Raw genomic sequence first — 15,519 nt, 5'->3', positions numbered from 1 at the left:
GCATTTAAATAAATCAGCTGACCACAATCTGCGGCAATTCGGCTTCGACTTTAGCCCGGCGTGACTCATATTGAGGAGGCAGTTTCAGGGCTGTTCCTAACTCGGCAACTAACTCATCGACGGCGAATCCTGGCGGGTTGGTAGCAACCTCAAACAACACTCCACCCGGTTCCCGGAAATAGATGCTATGGAAATACTGACGATCAAGAACCTCCGTCGGGTAAAAACCGGCTTTAGTCAGTTGCTCCCGAAAGAGTAACTGCGTCTCATCCGAATCGGTCGAGAAGGCAACGTGATGTACCGATCCGGCACCCTGCAAAGCCCGCACGGCGTTTGGGGAATGGAGCACGTCCACATAATTGCCCGGTCCGCCAGTGCCAGCCTTGAATCGAAACCGGCCTTGCTCCTCCCCCACCAGCGTATGCTGCATGATGTTGGTAAGCAAATTAATGGTCCGGTCAGGATTCAATTCGTCCAGCGTAACCGTGTGAAACCCACGGACTGCGTAGTCAGTTGGGATCCGGCCGTTGTCCCAGCCTAAACGCTGATCTTCATCATTGAAAACAAGTTCAACACCTGCACCATCGTAGTCCTCAAAGCGGAGGTACGTTTCGGAGAAGCGTTTGTGCGGTCCACTGTAAGAAATGTTTCGCTCGTGCAGCCGGTCCATCCAAAAACGAAGTGCGGCCGTCGGCACCGAAAAAGCCGTGTAGGTCAACTGCCCTGCGCCTTTTTGTCCACGGGGTAAACTACCATACGGGAAGAACGTCAGGATCGTGCCGGGAGAACCGGTTTCATCGCCGTAGTAAAGGTGATACACGTCTGGGGCATCAAAATTAATCGTCTTCTTAACCAGTCGAAGGCCCATAATGTCAGTATAGTAATCAACATTGCGTTGGGTGTCGCCTGCCAGTGTTGTGACATGGTGAAGACCGTTGATAAGCGTTTTCATAAGTCAATTGAAGAATCGTCAGAAAAAATGATTTTTAGAAAACGGTGCATTTGATGTATATACATTTAATTTTGTAAAGTTGTTCAACTGAAGAAGCCCAACTCTAAATTGAGTCGGGCTTCTTCAGTTTGCGCTCCAATAAACAAAAGGATTTCAACAGAACTCTTACTCCATCAGGAATGGGTAATCGGCCTGCATATAAACATCCTTATACGCTTCTTCGACGGGTGGATAAGGAGACTCCTCGGCAAATTTCACGGCCTCGTCTACGATTCCTTTAATCTTTTGGTCGATGGCCGTCAAATCCTCTTCTTTAGCGATACCCTTTTCCAGAATGCGCGATTTAATCATTTCGATGGGATCACGCTGTTTGTATTTCTCAACCTCTTCTTTAGAGCGGTACTTCTGCGGGTCAGACATGGAGTGGCCCCGGTAACGATAGGTTCGAAACTCCAGAAACGTGGGACCATTACCGGCGCGGGCACGCTCGGCTGCGCGGCCAACAGCCTCGTGAACGGCCTCAACATCCATGGCATCAACCGGCTCGGAGGGCATATCATACGATTCGCCGAGGGTGTACAATTCCGTTACATTCGAGGTGCGCTCCACCGAAGTACCCATCGCGTAGCCGTTGTTCTCCACCACAAAAATGACGGGTAGTTTCCAGAGCATCGCCATGTTGAAGGCTTCGTGCAGAGCACCCTGCCGGACAGCACCATCGCCCATAAAACAGATGCAGAGATTGCCCGTTTTGTTGTATTTCTCCGCGAAAGCGATACCCGCGCCCATTGGAATTTGAGCACCTACAATGCCATGACCACCCACGAAGTTCACCGATTTATCGAAAATATGCATGGAGCCGCCTTTGCCTTTGGAGGAGCCTGTCTGCTTGGCAAACAACTCGGCCATAACGGCCTTTGGATCGGAGCCAAGGGCGAGCGGGATGCCATGGTCGCGGTAGGCCGTAATCCACTTGTCGTCTTTAGTAAGCGCCGAACACGACCCCGACGAGCCAGCTTCCTGCCCAATGTACAAATGACAGAACCCCCGGATCTTTTGCTGTCCATAAAGCTGTCCAGCTTTTTCCTCAAATTTCCGCTGTAACTGCATGGATTCGTACCAGTACATATAGCGCTCATTTGGGTGCTGCGCTTTGGCCGCAACGGCCGACGGAGCTTTACCGTTCTGTTTCGTTTTTTCTTTAACGCTCGCCATGTGCTGTAGTCAATAAAGTCTGTAGAAGGTAATTTGGTCGGATTGCGGCCGGTGCAACACCACTGCCAACCTAACAAACCGACCGTATCTTTGTTGCCAACTAAGTCGGTTTATCCTGTCTGGTTTGCAACGATAAGTCGCAGTAATCAAACACCGTAAGCCGTGGTTGTCTGCCGCGAAATTACGCAATCCCGCGTTATACGCCATCGTTATGCACCTCGAAAAACTGAGCCTGACCAATTTTAAGAATTATGAGGATGGGCGGTACACGTTCGGGCGGCAGGTGAACGTAATTGTAGGGCCAAACGGAAGTGGTAAAACCAACTTGTTAGACGCGGTCTATTTTCTGGCACTCAGCAAAAGTGCGTTTCAAAGTCAGGATGGACTCAGCATTTTGCATGATGCCGATTATTTTATCATTGACGGTACGTTTGAGGAACACGACGACCCAAATGCCCATTCGGGCCGGGTCCATCCAGACCGGGCCCATCCAAACCGGGTGCAGATAACCATTAGTTTGCAGCGTGGTCAACGGAAGGTGCTGATGGCCGATAAGAAACCCTACGAGCGCGTTAGCGAGCACATTGGCCGGTTTCCGGTTGTGTTGGTTGCGCCGAACGATACCGACCTCGTGCGCGGACACAGCGAAGATCGGCGGCATTTTTTCGATGGAGTACTCTCCCAGCTCGACGCCGAATACCTGCGTAACTACCTCATGTATCAGCAGGTACTTAAGCAGCGAAACAGCCTGCTCAAACTTTTTGCTGATCGAAATCAGGTTGATAATGACCTACTGGATACGTATGATGAACCGCTGCTGGAACTGGGCCAGAAGATTCATGACCGACGCCGTCAGTTCGTCGACGAGTATTTGCCCGGCTTCCGGGCGCATTATGCCTACTTGAGTGGAGCGCGTGAAACGGTCAGTATTACCTACGAATCGGAAGTGAGTAATCCTGATTTCGCCGGTGAATTCAGGCACTTCCGTCGGCGCGACACCGTCCTGCAACGGACTACGATGGGCGTTCATAAAGACGATTACAGCTTCCTGATTGCTGCACCACCGCCCCTCCAGCCCGGTTCTAACGAAGAGCAATCGGTTGAGCCAGTACCGTTAAAGAAATTTGGTTCGCAGGGCCAGCAAAAGACGTTCGTCATTGCGTTGAAACTGGCCCAGTTCGACCAGCTCGAAGCGCGAAAGGGTATCAAACCAATTTTATTGCTGGACGATATATTCGACAAATTGGACGATCAGCGCATCGGTAAACTCATTCAACGGATGGATGCGGGAGACTTTGGTCAATTATTTATCACGGATGCTCGCCCGGAGCGCACCCGCGAACTGCTTAAACACGTGGAGGCTGACGTGCAGTTCTTCGAGATTAGTAGTTAGCGGAACTGTTTGAACGCGTCGAATACCGGATAGGCCTTCTCACCGTTCAATAACCCCCGTGGACCATGCGTCTCATAATACGTAACAAACGCAGCCCCGGCCTGAGTCAATGTTTGTATGCTCCGCCGGGTCCATTCCACTCCAAACTCGGTTAATAGACGCGGGTCGGCAGGCGGAATGGAACGTACACCACCCGACCCGGCATCAGGATTGTAGCGGGGTAGCAATGTCACGGGTGAAACGTGGATTGGCTTACCGCCCGATAGTGCCCGCGCCGAGCGAATGGTGTCGGCCTGAGCCGCTACGTTTTCCATCAGCGTCTGGTCATCGAAGGCGTGAACCTGCGGGTTAATCGAATACGTCACAAAATCAACTTGCCCAAAGTCAAATCGGTAGCGGTTCAGTTCGACAAAATTCCCGTCGGTGCCTCCACCAAGCAACACATTGGGCATCTGCGCCCGGAAAATTGGAACTACCTGATTCAGCAACACGTCGGTAGTTCGCCGTGGATCAGCCTGAAACAGCAGAATAGAATGAATTAGTATGTTTCGGCTCTGAGCAAAATCAACAAGTACAGGTGCCTCAGTTGAGGCACCTGTACCAAAAAAGAGAGCCAGTTCCAGCGGAATGCTTAGCTTATTTGCGTCATGCCAAGCCGCCAACAATTCATTTTGCCAGTCGTGGTTGGACAAAAAAACGTCAGCTCTCAGGTGCGACAGACTGAGTGGTTTCAATAGATTGACCTCACTGGTTGTCAACGGTGGTCCGTCGGCGCGGTGCCCTAAGCCAATACGCATCGACAGGCTTTCCTGCTTTCGCTTTCCCTCCCCCAGGGTCTGTGTCTTCACAGACCCTGGGGGAGGGAAAATGGGCTGAAACATCACCCGTTGCCGGATTGCCGTCCCGGCCTGAACTTCGACCGGAAATGGCCGTTCGAGCGGGGTGCAGTACGTTTTGTACGACGCGTCGGTCCAGTTCCGCTGGTCTTCGGTTTCAAAGATAGCACCGCTGAACACGCACCGAAAGCGCTGTCCCGAAGCCATTGTCCAAGTCATGGCCTGAATGTTCAGGAAGGGCTGATGAGGGCTGATAAGATCAGGGAAAACAGCTTCGGTCGTCTGTCCATCCGGGCTTTCAATAACACAGGGCTGGCCGTGAAGCCCCTCGACCGGGTGCAGAACACAAAATCCAACGCGGTTGCGCAGGAATGTATTAACTGCTTCTCCATAAAAATCGAACGCAATGCTGCCGTCTGGATGACCTTCAATATGGGCGTTACCGATCAGGTGCATCCCCAGATCGTTGACTTCCCAGGCGTAATCAATGGTAAACGAATCCGCTTCCGAACGTACCGATTCATCGGTGATACTGATACGGGCAGTATCCCAGTCACGGTTGCGGAAGGCGAGATAAATCATTCGCAACACTTCTTCGCCGTTAGCCAGAAACGTGCGCAGAAAACCCTTTTCGTATGTGAGTCGAATCGGTCCGGCGTTGAGTGTCAATAGATGAATACGTTTGTAATGTGCTTAGGATCGTTAATTTGTATTTATCGGTTACTGCTGCGCAGCGTCGACGCGGTTGACGGCACCTGCTGCAACAGCCATGTAGCCAATTCTTTACCCGCCTGGAAATTTTCGTATTTCGCCGGAATGCGACGATTGTCCACGTACTCATTATAGAGCCAGGGGTCGCCCACAGCAAACACTGTTCCTTTGCCAACCTTAGCAACCGCCATAATAACATCGCCATCGTCCATAACGACCGCTTTGGCAGGCGCTTTAACATCGAGGGGAGCCAGCTCTTTGATATAAACCGTTCTGGTTTTGGGAAATAGTGGCTGGCTCGCTGGAATACGGATCGTACCCAGCTCAAACTGGTCTTTGGGAACCATATTGCGATTTTTGGGCAAAAACTGCATTCCGAACTGGGCCGCCAGCCGATTGAGGTTTTTGTGTTCGCAGTTGATCGTATCGTTAGCCATCAGCACCAGCGTACCGCCTGCTCTGACCCAAGTTGAAATCGCACTGATGTCGGCATCGCCGATGTAATTCGGTTTGGCGGTTTCTTTCGGGGTGTCAGGGTCCACGATGATGTAAATGTCCACTCCGTTCAACGAGGCTGTAGTTGGGGCAGCAGGGATCAAAACCGTTTTAGCGCCCAGGTCACGAAACGTGTTACCCCACCACCAGAAACCCGAATGCAGCTTATCGTCCCAAGTGTAGTGAAACGGCTCCAGCTCATTCGACCCATCGGTTCCGTTGGCCTTCTTCCGAAACTCGTGGTTGAAGTAATTATCGACTGCCACCGTTTTGCCCTTGCCCAGCGCACTCTCCGCCGAAACGCCGGACTCGGCAATCTCCATCTCAACGCTGGCCATAATAAACGGACCAACACCTTTCAGGTCATTCTGACGCAGCGGTTCGCCGAGGTAATACTCGTAACTGCCATCGCGGTATGGGTCACCGCCTAATCCACTTACGCTCACCGTCTTCTCCAAATGAATCATCCCGCGCTCGTCCGTCGAAATAAAGTTTTTCAGCATTCCGTCGTATCCCTTACGAGCGTAAGTCATCATCTGGGCGGGCAAGTAGCCCATCCGAACGCCTTTGGCCAGCGCGTATACAAGCATGCCCGTACCCGACGCTTCCATGTAGTTGCCCTTTGCGCCAATTTTGTCCGTTACCTGATACCAGCCACCGGCTGTGGGGTCCTGGTACTTCACGACGGCGGGCATCAGGCGTTGCAGAATGGCAATCACTTCGCCCCGGCGCGGGTGCGTTGGCGGAATGTAGTCCAGTACATCGACCACTGCCATCGCATACCAGCCCATAGCGCGGCTCCAGAAGTTGGGCGATTTGCCCGTTTGCGGATTGGCCCACTTCTGCTGTCGACTTTCGTCCCAGCCGTGATAGAGCAAACCCGTGCGTTCATCGCGGGCGTGCTGCTCCATCCACACGAACTGGTTAATGATGTCGTTGAAATTTTCGGGCTTATTGTACAGGAGACTGTACTCGGCGTAGAACGGCTCGGCCATGTACAGGCCATCGAGCCACATCTGGTACGGGTAACGTTTCTTATGCCAAAAGCCGCCTTCCTTTGTGCGCGGCTGTTGCTTCAGTTGCTTTCGGAGCAGATCGGCGGCTTTTCGGTACTTCTCCTTACCGGGCAGTGTCTGCTGGGCAAGCAGGAGCAAGGCGCGGCCTGGTGTCACGTAGTCAATGTTGAACTCATCCAGTTTGTAGGTTCGGATGCTGCCGTCGGCCATGACGTACCGATCCATGTTTTTCTTGATGTAATCGAAGTAACGGGCGTCGCCGGTGCGGTACCAGACCTGCTCAATACCCCGTAACACAACGCCCATCTCGTATTCCCAGCGCGCATCTTTGCCTTCCTTAGTATAAGCAATCGAATCAGGATGCGTCGCCATAACGGTAGCAACCATCCGCTGCGACCACGGAGTGCCAGGTTCTGACGACCGGCGATTCGGCTGAGTAAGGTTTTGCTGAGCAACTAACCCGTGGCTGATCAAAAGCAGGTAACTAATGAAGAGAAGACGCATGGTGAATCTGTTTCTTGCTTACTACGAAGAATAGCACGTTTTAGCTTAATTCTACTTCCTTTCAGGAACAGGAAGCGTGGTGCGGAACCGCTAAACGATTGCTTCTCTACATGAGTCGCCCTAACGGGCCACCTTGTTCGTCGGTTTCTTTTGTCGGTTCACTCCTCGTATCTGGCCGTTCGTCATAAAACAGAAAAATTAACCGTGGAAACTAAGAACCTTTGTAGAGTTTCCGAAGTTTAACCTTCTAAAGTGCAAATTTATTATGAAGGAACGGATTCTAACGGCGTCTGAACAATTGTTCTGGAAGTACGGTATTCGATCAGTAACAATGGAAGACATTGCCAAAGGATTAGGCATATCCAAGAAGACGATCTATCAGCATTTCACCGATAAGGAGGATATTCTGTATCAGGTTATTCAGCAGAAAGTTAACGCTGATATGACCGAAATGAACTGTATGGCTGTTGAAACGGCCAATCCAATTGAAGAATTGATGATGGTGCTGGAAATGATGCGCAAAAATCAGCATGAGGTGAACCCAAGTCTGATCATCGACATCAAGCGATACTATCCGCAGGCGTTTGGCCTGTTCCGACAGCACATAGATCAGCACATTATGAAATCCATCCTTGAAAATATACAAAAAGGAATGTCGCAGGGGTTGTACCGGAGCGACATCAATCCGGCTATTTTAGCCCGTGTGCGAGTTGAGCAGATTGAGTTAGCGTTCAACAACGATTTTTTCCCGACGGACCAATATCCCATGCTCGATGTTCAGCGCGAACTGATTCACCATTTCGTGCGCGGGATGTTGAGCGAGAAAGGCTTCACCATCTACAACCTATATGTTAACCAACACAATCATGAGAGTACCATTTACCAGACAAACAGTGACGCTCTGGCTGCTCACCCTGCTGAGTAGTTCGGGCGCGTTGCTGGCTCAAAGCCAGCAAAATTTCACGTTGCAGGAGGCTATTCAATTTGCCACTGCAACGAATATCAACGTGCAAACGTCCCGGTTGGACGCAGCGAGTGCTGAAGCCCGGATTCGGGAGGTGAAGGCAAATACACTGCCGCAGGTAAGCATTGGCAGTCTGTTAACTTACAATGCGATCATTCAGCGATTCATTCTGCCAGCGGGTGGTTTTGGGGGGCCGTCATCGACAACGGCTGGCAGTGGTACTCAGCCGGAAGAAGCGGGTGTGACGGCTATTCCATTTGGTGTAAATTTTCAGGGAAATGTGCAGGCAACCGTCAACCAGTTGTTGTATGATGCGTCTTACAAGGTTGGGTTGAAGGCCGCTGCTACATTACGGGAACTGAGTCAGAAAAATGTCACAGCCTCCAAAACAAACGTGGCTGAACAGGTGGCTAAGGCTTATTATAACGTACTGGTCAGCGAAGAGCGGATAAAACTGCTCGACTACAGCATCAGTCGTATCGACTCGCTCTACAAAGAAACGCAGGCGCTGAATAAGCAGGGATTTGTGGAGAAAATCGACGTAGACCGGTTGGAAGTTCAGGCCAATAATTTAAAGGCCGAGCGTCAGAACGTTCAGAACTTAGTCGGGTTGAGCTACTATCTGCTTAAATTTCAGATGGGACTGGGCATCAACGATCCCATCGTGCTGACCGACAAAATTCAGCAGTTGAGTGTGGATGAACTGGAACGGTCCGTGACGGTATCGCCGGAAGTCGATTATAACCAGCGCATTGAATTCTCGGCCCTACAGAGCCAGATCAGACTGGCTGACCTTGATTACCAGAGCATCGGTAAGCAGTATCTGCCGCGGGTGCTGGCGTCGGCGACTTACGGCCATAACAACGGGCGTAACAACTTGATTGACCTGTTTTCGACACAGTGGTTCAACTCGGCGGCAATCAATCTGCAGGTGCAGGTTCCCGTCTTCGACGGCTTTCAGAAGCGCTACGCAGCTCAGCAGAAAAAGATTGCCCTGGAAAAAGCGAAACTGGGGGGTAATCTGCTGAAGAACTCAATTGATCTGCAGGTTCGGCAATCGCAAATCACGATTCAAAATAGTCTCCAGACGTTGCGTACCCAGAAGCGTAATCTTGATCTGGCGCAGGAAATTGTGCGGGTAACGCGCATCAAGTACAAAGAGGGCGTCGGGTCGAACATCGAAGTGCTGAACGCTGAATCGTCTTCTCGGGAAGCACAAACCAATTATTTCGCGTCTCTGCTCGATTTCATGCTCGCCAAAGTTGATCTCGATAAAGCAACGGGTAAACTCTACATCGGACAGTAAATCTTTAATAAAAAATGTAAAATGAGTAATGAACAATGAAGATATAAGGTGCTGTTGATCCGCATTATTCATTGCTCATTATCTCTACAAGCTATGAAAGCATACTACGCCATTGCCCTAACAACGAGCTTGTTGGTCGCCTGTTCAGGAGAGAAAAAATCCGATCTGGCGACCAAAAACGAAGAGTTGGCCAAGCTGAAAAGCGAACAAGCCGAACTGAACACCAAAATCAGGACGCTGGAGGGCGAAGTGACCAAACTCGATCCGAAAAAGAAAGAAGAAGCCCGCGTGAAAGATGTTGCCGTGTCGCCGTTGGCGGCTTCAACGTTCCGGCGCTACGTGGAGGTGCAGGGTACTATTGACGCAAAAAACAACGTGCAAGTCGCTCCCAGGTCGGGTGGGGTCGTCACGGCGGTGTACGTAGTCGAAGGCTCATCGGTGCGGGCGGGGCAAGTGCTGGCCCGGATCGACGATCAGATTCTGCGGACGTCGGCGGAGGAAATCAAAACGCAGTTGTCGCTGGCTAACACGGTATTTGAAAAGCAGGCCAGTCTGTGGAAGCAGCAGATCGGCACCGAAATTCAGTACCTCCAGGCCAAAAACAACAAAGAAGGGTTGGAGCGCCGGTTGGCTACGCTTAACTCGCAGTTGAGTCAGTCGAATGTAACGGCTCCTATTTCGGGTGTGGTGGATCAGGTGTTTGCCAAAGTTGGATCAACGGCAGCACCGGGCATGCCCATGTTTCAGGTCGTAAACCTTTCCCGGTTAAAAATAAAGGCAAACGTAGCGGACACCTACGCGGGCAGCGTTCGTAAAGGCGACGAGGTGATCGTGCGCTTCCCCGACGTGAACCGTGAACTCAGAACCCGCATCAGTTTCGTGTCGTCAACGGTTGATCCGCTGAGCCGAACCTTCACCATTGAGGCCCCGTTGCCGTCGGATAGGTCGTTGAAACCGAATATGCTGGCTCAGGTCAAAATCAACGATCTGAACAAGGCTAATGCGCTGGTTATTAATCAAAATTTAGTTCAAAGCACCGAACTTGGGCAGTTGGTGTATGTGGCCGTGAATGAAGGCGGCAAGAAGGTGGCAAAATCGCGGAAGATTACGACCGGACAGAGCTACGGTGGGCAGATCGAAATTGTGGCGGGTCTGAAACCCGGCGATCAGTTAGTGACGCGCGGATACCAGGAATTGACGGATGGAACGGTAATAAATTATTAGCGGTATGAAAGCAGAACACATCAAAACCCTCGGCTTCACGAACTGGTGCGTGGAGAACCGGACAGCGATTTACATCTTCACGTTCATCATCACGTTGGGCGGCTTGCTGGTGTACAACAACCTGCCCAAAGAACAGTTTCCCGACATTAAAGTACCGACGATCATCGTGACGACGGCTTACTTAGGAACGGCTCCGGCCGACATTGAGAACACGATCAACAAACCCATCGAAAAGCAGATCAAGTCAATTTCGGGGGTTAAACGCTTGAAATCGAATTCATTGCAGGATTTCTCGCTGATTACGGTCGAGTTCAATCCCGATGTGGAAACAGCAGAAGCACTGCAACGGGTGCGCGACGCTATTGACAAGGCCCGGCGCGACTTGCCCCAGAAATTGGATGATGGCCCTACGGCGCAGGACGTGAACTTTTCAGAGTTTCCGATCATGAACATCAACTTAGCGGGTAATTTTTCGCTCAATCAGTTGAAGACGTATGCCGAGGATATGCAGGATGCCATTGAGGCCATGCCCGAAATTAGCCGGGTGGACATTCTGGGGGCGCTGAAGCGTGAAATCCAGATCAATGTCGATTTGGCCCGGATGCAGTCGGCGGGGCTGGCGTTCTTCGATATTCAGCAGGCCGTTCAGGGCGAAAACGTGAACGTAGCGGGTGGTGACCTGAACGTAGATGGCATTCGCCGGACGTTGCGGGTGAAGGGCGAGTTCTCCGACATGCAGGCGTTGCAAAACCTGCAAATTCGTACCGCAACGGGCGCTACCATTCGCTTAGGCGACGTGGCCGACGTACGCGATTCGTTCGAGGAGCAGCAGGATTTCGCCCGCCTGAGCGGCAAATCGGTGGTGACGCTGAACGTGATTAAGCGGGCCGGGGCCAACCTGATTGCGGCTTCGGACCGGATCGAAGAGACAATTGAAAAGTTTAAGGAAGATCGTTTTCCGCAGGGTTTGGACGTAACCGTAACCGCCGATACGTCGGAGCGGACGCGGGCCGAACTCAATGACCTGATCAACACGGTGGTACTCGGATTTATTTTCGTGGTGCTGGTGCTGATGTTTTTCATGGGTGTGCGTGATGCCATTTTCGTGGGTCTGTCGGTGCCGCTGTCGGCGCTGCTGGCTTTCGTGCTGATGCCCATCGTCGGCCCGGCCGTTGGGGCGGCTTTCACCCTGAACACGATGGTGCTGTTTGCCTTTCTACTCGGCTTAGGGCTGGTAGTAGACGATGCCATCGTGGTAATCGAGAACACGCACCGACTCTTTAATCAGCACAAAGACTGGGACATCAAGCAGTCCGTGAAAGCGGCAGCGGGTGAAGTGTTCGCGCCGGTTCTGTCGGGTACGCTTACGACTATTGCGCCGTTTTTCCCGCTGCTGTTCTGGCCGGGAATTGTGGGTGAATTCATGAAGTTTCTGCCTCTGACGCTTATCCTGACCTTGTTTGCGTCGCTGTTTGTCGCCTACGTGATGAACCCCGTCTTTGCGGTGACGTTCATGAAACGGCACGACGACGAGCACGGTGATGCGGCCGACACGAGTTTCAACACCATCAAACGCCCCCTCATTATCATGGCGGCATTAGCGGGCGTGGGCTACGTAATTGACCGGGGCATTGGCAACCTGTTTGTCCTGTTCATTGCGCTCTACGTCTTCAACCATTACATTCTGACGCCCCGAATCATTGTGCCGTTCCAGGACAAGTGGTTGCCCAAACTCATGCGCGGCTACCGGAAGCTGATCTCGTGGATTCTGACTGGCTGGCGACCCGTGGGGGCCGTTGTGAGTATGTTCGTGTTGCTGATTGGCACGTTCGTGCTGTTGGGCATTGTGCAGCCCAAAGTGCTCTTTTTCCCCAGCGGTGATCCCGATTACGTTTATGTGTACAACGTGATGCCGGTAGGCACGGATGCCACCGTAACCGACTCTGTGACGCGAGTGATTGAGCAGCGGGTGTTCAAGGTACTGAAAGATGAAAAAGCCGAGAATATGGTAAACTCGGTGATCGCCAACGTCGGCAAAAACGCCGGTGATCCGTTCAACCCCGACCGGAACGCTACGCCCCAGAAGTCGAAGGTGACGGTTGCGTTCGTGAAGGGTCAGGATCGCGGGGGCCGTTCGTCAACGGAGATTCTGGAGAAGATTCGACTGGCGGTGCAGGGCCTGCCTGGTTCAGAAATTTCGGTGGAGCGCGAATCCGTCGGTCCACCAACGGGGAAGCCGGTCTCGATTGAAATTGCGGGCGACGATTTTGCGCAATTGGCCAAATTGGAAAAGGAAATTCGGCAGAATATTCAGCGGGCGGGCATCCAGGGCATCGACCAGTTGAAGTCGGACTTGATTACCAACAAGCCCGAGATTACTATCAATATTGACAAGGACAAAGCACAGCGCGAGGGTATTTCGGCCCAGCAAGTGGCCCTCGCCATTCGTACGGCTTTGTTTGGCTCCGAAATCTCGAAGTTCCGCGACGCCAAGGACGAGTATCCAATTATGGTGCGATTGAAAGAGGATAACCGGAGCCAGATCGAGCAATTGCTTAGTTTGAACGTCGTTTATCGGGATATGAATTCGGGCGGACAGTTGAGGCAGGTACCCATCTCGGCTCTGGCCGACATCAACTATTCCACGACGTTCAACCAGATCAACCGCAAGAATCAGGAGCGGTTGGTGACGCTTGGTTCTGATATTGTGCCGGGGGCTAACGCTAATATTATCAACGGCCAGATTCAGCAGGTGCTAGACCAGATGGAAATTCCTAATGGCTACTCGGTGAAATTAGGTGGTGAACAGGAAGATCAGCAGGAATCGGCCGACTTCTTAGTGATGGCCTTCGGTATTGCGATTCTCTTGATCTATCTGATTCTGGCAACTCAGTTCAACTCCGTGGTGAAGCCGATTATCATCTTCGTCACGATCATGCTGTCGCTGATCGGGGTGTTTCTGGGTTTTATGCTGACTGGAAAAACGTTCTCGGTCATCATGTCGGGTGTGGGCATTATCTCACTGGCGGGTATTGTGGTGAAGAACGGTATCCTGCTCATTGAATTCATTGACGAGTTGCGTGGGCGGGGCGTTCCCCTGCGTGAAGCCATTATTGAAGGCGGTGCTACCCGCCTAACGCCGGTGTTGCTAACTGCGTCGGCGGCCGTGCTGGGCCTGATTCCGCTGGCCACCGGCCTCACCGTCGACTTTGTGGGTCTTTTCCGCGACCTCAACCCGAACATCATCGTCGGGGGCGACAGTGCCGTCTTCTGGAACATTCTGGCCTGGACGATTATATATGGTCTGTCGTTTTCGACCATTCTAACGCTCGTCATTGTGCCGTGTATGTACTGGATCAACGAGCGCATTCGGATGAAGTGGTTCGGCAAGAAAGACCCGGCGCTGGAAATGAAACGGGAGCGTGAACCGGAGTTGGTTTAGGATTTAATGAACTAGGTAAAATAGATAATGCCGGCGGATCGCATCCGTCGGCATTATCTATTTTACCTAGTTCATTAATCATTGTTTAACCGTGGCTGTTTCCTGCACGCCAATTTACCTGACTAAGCCGCTAAATAACCCATACTGTTCGGCGGCTACGCTGTTGGCTATATTGCTGGCCTTTCTATTTTTTACCCAAATCCTAACAAACTAATGGCTTCTACAAATGGACAGAACCAGCCCCGACCAATTGCCCCGGTTGAGCGGCCTCAGCAGGTTGATGCAGTGCTTGAACTAATCCAAACCAGTTCATTCATTCAGGCTCCTGTCGCCCGTGACATCTTTAAAGTCAACGGCAAAAACCTGACAGCCGCCGTTCTGGACACCGGCCTCCGCACAACGCACGTCGATTTTGCGGGCAAGGTGGTAGCTCAGCGCAACTTCACCGCCGATAACGGCGGAGACGTGAATAACGCCAGCGATGGCAACGGACACGGCACAAATGTGGGCGGTATCATCGTTGCCAACCAGATCAACGTTGGTATTGCACCCGGCGCCAAGATCGTGCCGTTAAAGGTGCTTACAAACGGCGGGGGTGGTTCGTTTACGGCGGTAAAAGACGCGTTGCAGTGGGTGCTCGACAACCATGTGGCCCACAACATATCGGTGGTGAACCTGTCGCTGGGCGATGCGGGCAATTACGTCAGCGACGATAGCTTTGCGACTGACGACGTGCGTAAACTGGTTCAGAAATTGTCCGCCAAACGTGTGGCCGTGGTGATCGCAGCCGGTAATGATTTCTTCACCCACGCCAGCATGCAGGGGATGGGCTACCCGGGAATCATTCGCGAAGCGGTCAGTGTGGGAGCCGTGTACGACGCGAACGAAGGCGGATTTACTTACAATAGTGGCGCTAAGGCGCTCTCGTCGGGTCCCGGACGGATTACCCCGTTTTCGCAACGCTTGCACGAGACGGTGAATAGAGCTTGTCGCACAGACATTTTCGCTCCGGGAGCACCCATTACGTCGTCCGGTAGTAATTCCGACACCGCATTCTCCATTCAACACGGTACCAGCCAGGCATCGCCCGTGACTTCGGGCGTGATTCTGCTGATGCAGGAATACTACCAGCGCGTGGCTAAATCCTTAGCTCCCGAGTATCCGGCCACGTTTAATGCACCGTTCCTCCCGTCAGTGACATTGCTGGTGCAATGCCTGCGCGAAGGGGGCGTTGTGATTAAAGACGGTGACGATGAAGACGACAACGTAACCAACACCGGCTTGTCGTTCGTCCGGTTAGATGCGCTGCTGGCACTCCGGAGCATGAACCGCTACTTCCGACGATTCCTGCTGTTGCCGCACGATGCACAGCAAACCGCTGACCCCAGCACCAGTGAGCTGGTTGAACAGCCAACTCAACTGATGGCCATCTGATTAACGGAGTTTGGTTGATTTGTTACA

General features: G+C 52.1%; 10 protein-coding genes. 6 read left to right on the top strand and 4 right to left on the bottom strand.

Annotated elements, in window-relative coordinates; genetic code table 11:
• Nucleotides 1–13: 13 nt before the first annotated feature.
• Entirely contained in the window at nucleotides 14–952 is a 939-nt protein-coding gene (locus tag ACYVHB_RS14365; RefSeq protein WP_461052433.1) for a ring-cleaving dioxygenase, read from the bottom strand.
• 165 nt (nucleotides 953–1,117) lie between these two features.
• A complete protein-coding gene (pdhA, locus tag ACYVHB_RS14360; RefSeq protein ID WP_461052432.1) occupies nucleotides 1,118–2,167 on the bottom strand; it encodes a pyruvate dehydrogenase (acetyl-transferring) E1 component subunit alpha in 1,050 nt (349 codons plus the stop codon).
• 211 nt (nucleotides 2,168–2,378) lie between these two features.
• Here pdhA and recF point away from each other — a divergent pair, with 211 nt between their 5' ends.
• The gene (recF, locus tag ACYVHB_RS14355; protein WP_461052431.1) at nucleotides 2,379–3,560 is read left to right on the top strand and encodes a DNA replication/repair protein RecF; all 1,182 of its coding nucleotides are present in this window, start codon (nucleotides 2,379–2,381) and stop codon (nucleotides 3,558–3,560) included.
• Here recF and ACYVHB_RS14350 read toward each other — a convergent pair.
• Nucleotides 3,557–5,065, bottom strand: coding sequence for a hypothetical protein (locus ACYVHB_RS14350; RefSeq protein WP_461052430.1), 1,509 nt, complete (start codon nucleotides 5,063–5,065; stop codon nucleotides 3,557–3,559). The genes recF and ACYVHB_RS14350 overlap by 4 nt on opposite strands.
• Before the next feature lie 44 nt (nucleotides 5,066–5,109).
• Nucleotides 5,110–7,122 (bottom strand): glycoside hydrolase family 88 protein, encoded by a 2,013-nt coding sequence (locus ACYVHB_RS14345; protein WP_461052429.1) that lies wholly within the window; start codon nucleotides 7,120–7,122, stop codon nucleotides 5,110–5,112.
• 265 nt (nucleotides 7,123–7,387) lie between these two features.
• Between ACYVHB_RS14345 and ACYVHB_RS14340 the strand changes: the two genes are divergently transcribed.
• From ACYVHB_RS14340 to ACYVHB_RS14320, 5 genes are all read left to right on the top strand, one after another.
• Nucleotides 7,388–8,047, top strand: coding sequence for a TetR/AcrR family transcriptional regulator (locus ACYVHB_RS14340; protein WP_461052428.1), 660 nt, complete (start codon nucleotides 7,388–7,390; stop codon nucleotides 8,045–8,047).
• Entirely contained in the window at nucleotides 7,989–9,392 is a 1,404-nt protein-coding gene (locus tag ACYVHB_RS14335) for a TolC family protein (protein WP_461052427.1), read from the top strand. The genes ACYVHB_RS14340 and ACYVHB_RS14335 overlap by 59 nt, the downstream gene beginning before the upstream one ends.
• Nucleotides 9,393–9,485: 93 nt before the next feature.
• A complete protein-coding gene (locus ACYVHB_RS14330) occupies nucleotides 9,486–10,616 on the top strand; it encodes an efflux RND transporter periplasmic adaptor subunit (protein WP_461052426.1) in 1,131 nt (376 codons plus the stop codon).
• 4 nt (nucleotides 10,617–10,620) lie between these two features.
• Nucleotides 10,621–14,058: an efflux RND transporter permease subunit gene (locus ACYVHB_RS14325; protein WP_461052425.1), complete on the top strand. Its 3,438-nt coding sequence runs from the start codon at nucleotides 10,621–10,623 to the stop codon at nucleotides 14,056–14,058.
• Between the two features lie 213 nt (nucleotides 14,059–14,271).
• A complete protein-coding gene (locus tag ACYVHB_RS14320) occupies nucleotides 14,272–15,492 on the top strand; it encodes a S8 family peptidase (RefSeq protein WP_461052424.1) in 1,221 nt (406 codons plus the stop codon).
• Nucleotides 15,493–15,519 lie beyond the last annotated feature (27 nt).

The sequence above is a fragment of the Spirosoma arcticum genome (genome assembly GCF_054779955.1).
The sequence above is the reverse complement of the archived record's forward strand: the minus strand, read 5'-3'. Positions and strand labels throughout refer to the sequence as shown.

What these genes read in the sequence shown, in the direction of transcription:
- ACYVHB_RS14365 (WP_461052433.1), bottom strand. Translation starts at nt 952, where the DNA reads ATGAAAACGCTTATCAACGGTCTTCACCATGTCACAACACTGGCAGGC.
- pdhA (WP_461052432.1), bottom strand. Translation starts at nt 2,167, where the DNA reads ATGGCGAGCGTTAAAGAAAAAACGAAACAGAACGGTAAAGCTCCGTCG.
- ACYVHB_RS14320 (WP_461052424.1), top strand. Translation starts at nt 14,272, where the DNA reads ATGGCTTCTACAAATGGACAGAACCAGCCCCGACCAATTGCCCCGGTT.
- ACYVHB_RS14345 (WP_461052429.1), bottom strand. Translation starts at nt 7,122, where the DNA reads ATGCGTCTTCTCTTCATTAGTTACCTGCTTTTGATCAGCCACGGGTTA.
- ACYVHB_RS14330 (WP_461052426.1), top strand. Translation starts at nt 9,486, where the DNA reads ATGAAAGCATACTACGCCATTGCCCTAACAACGAGCTTGTTGGTCGCC.
- ACYVHB_RS14340 (WP_461052428.1), top strand. Translation starts at nt 7,388, where the DNA reads ATGAAGGAACGGATTCTAACGGCGTCTGAACAATTGTTCTGGAAGTAC.
- recF (WP_461052431.1), top strand. Translation starts at nt 2,379, where the DNA reads ATGCACCTCGAAAAACTGAGCCTGACCAATTTTAAGAATTATGAGGAT.
- ACYVHB_RS14325 (WP_461052425.1), top strand. Translation starts at nt 10,621, where the DNA reads ATGAAAGCAGAACACATCAAAACCCTCGGCTTCACGAACTGGTGCGTG.
- ACYVHB_RS14335 (WP_461052427.1), top strand. Translation starts at nt 7,989, where the DNA reads ATGAGAGTACCATTTACCAGACAAACAGTGACGCTCTGGCTGCTCACC.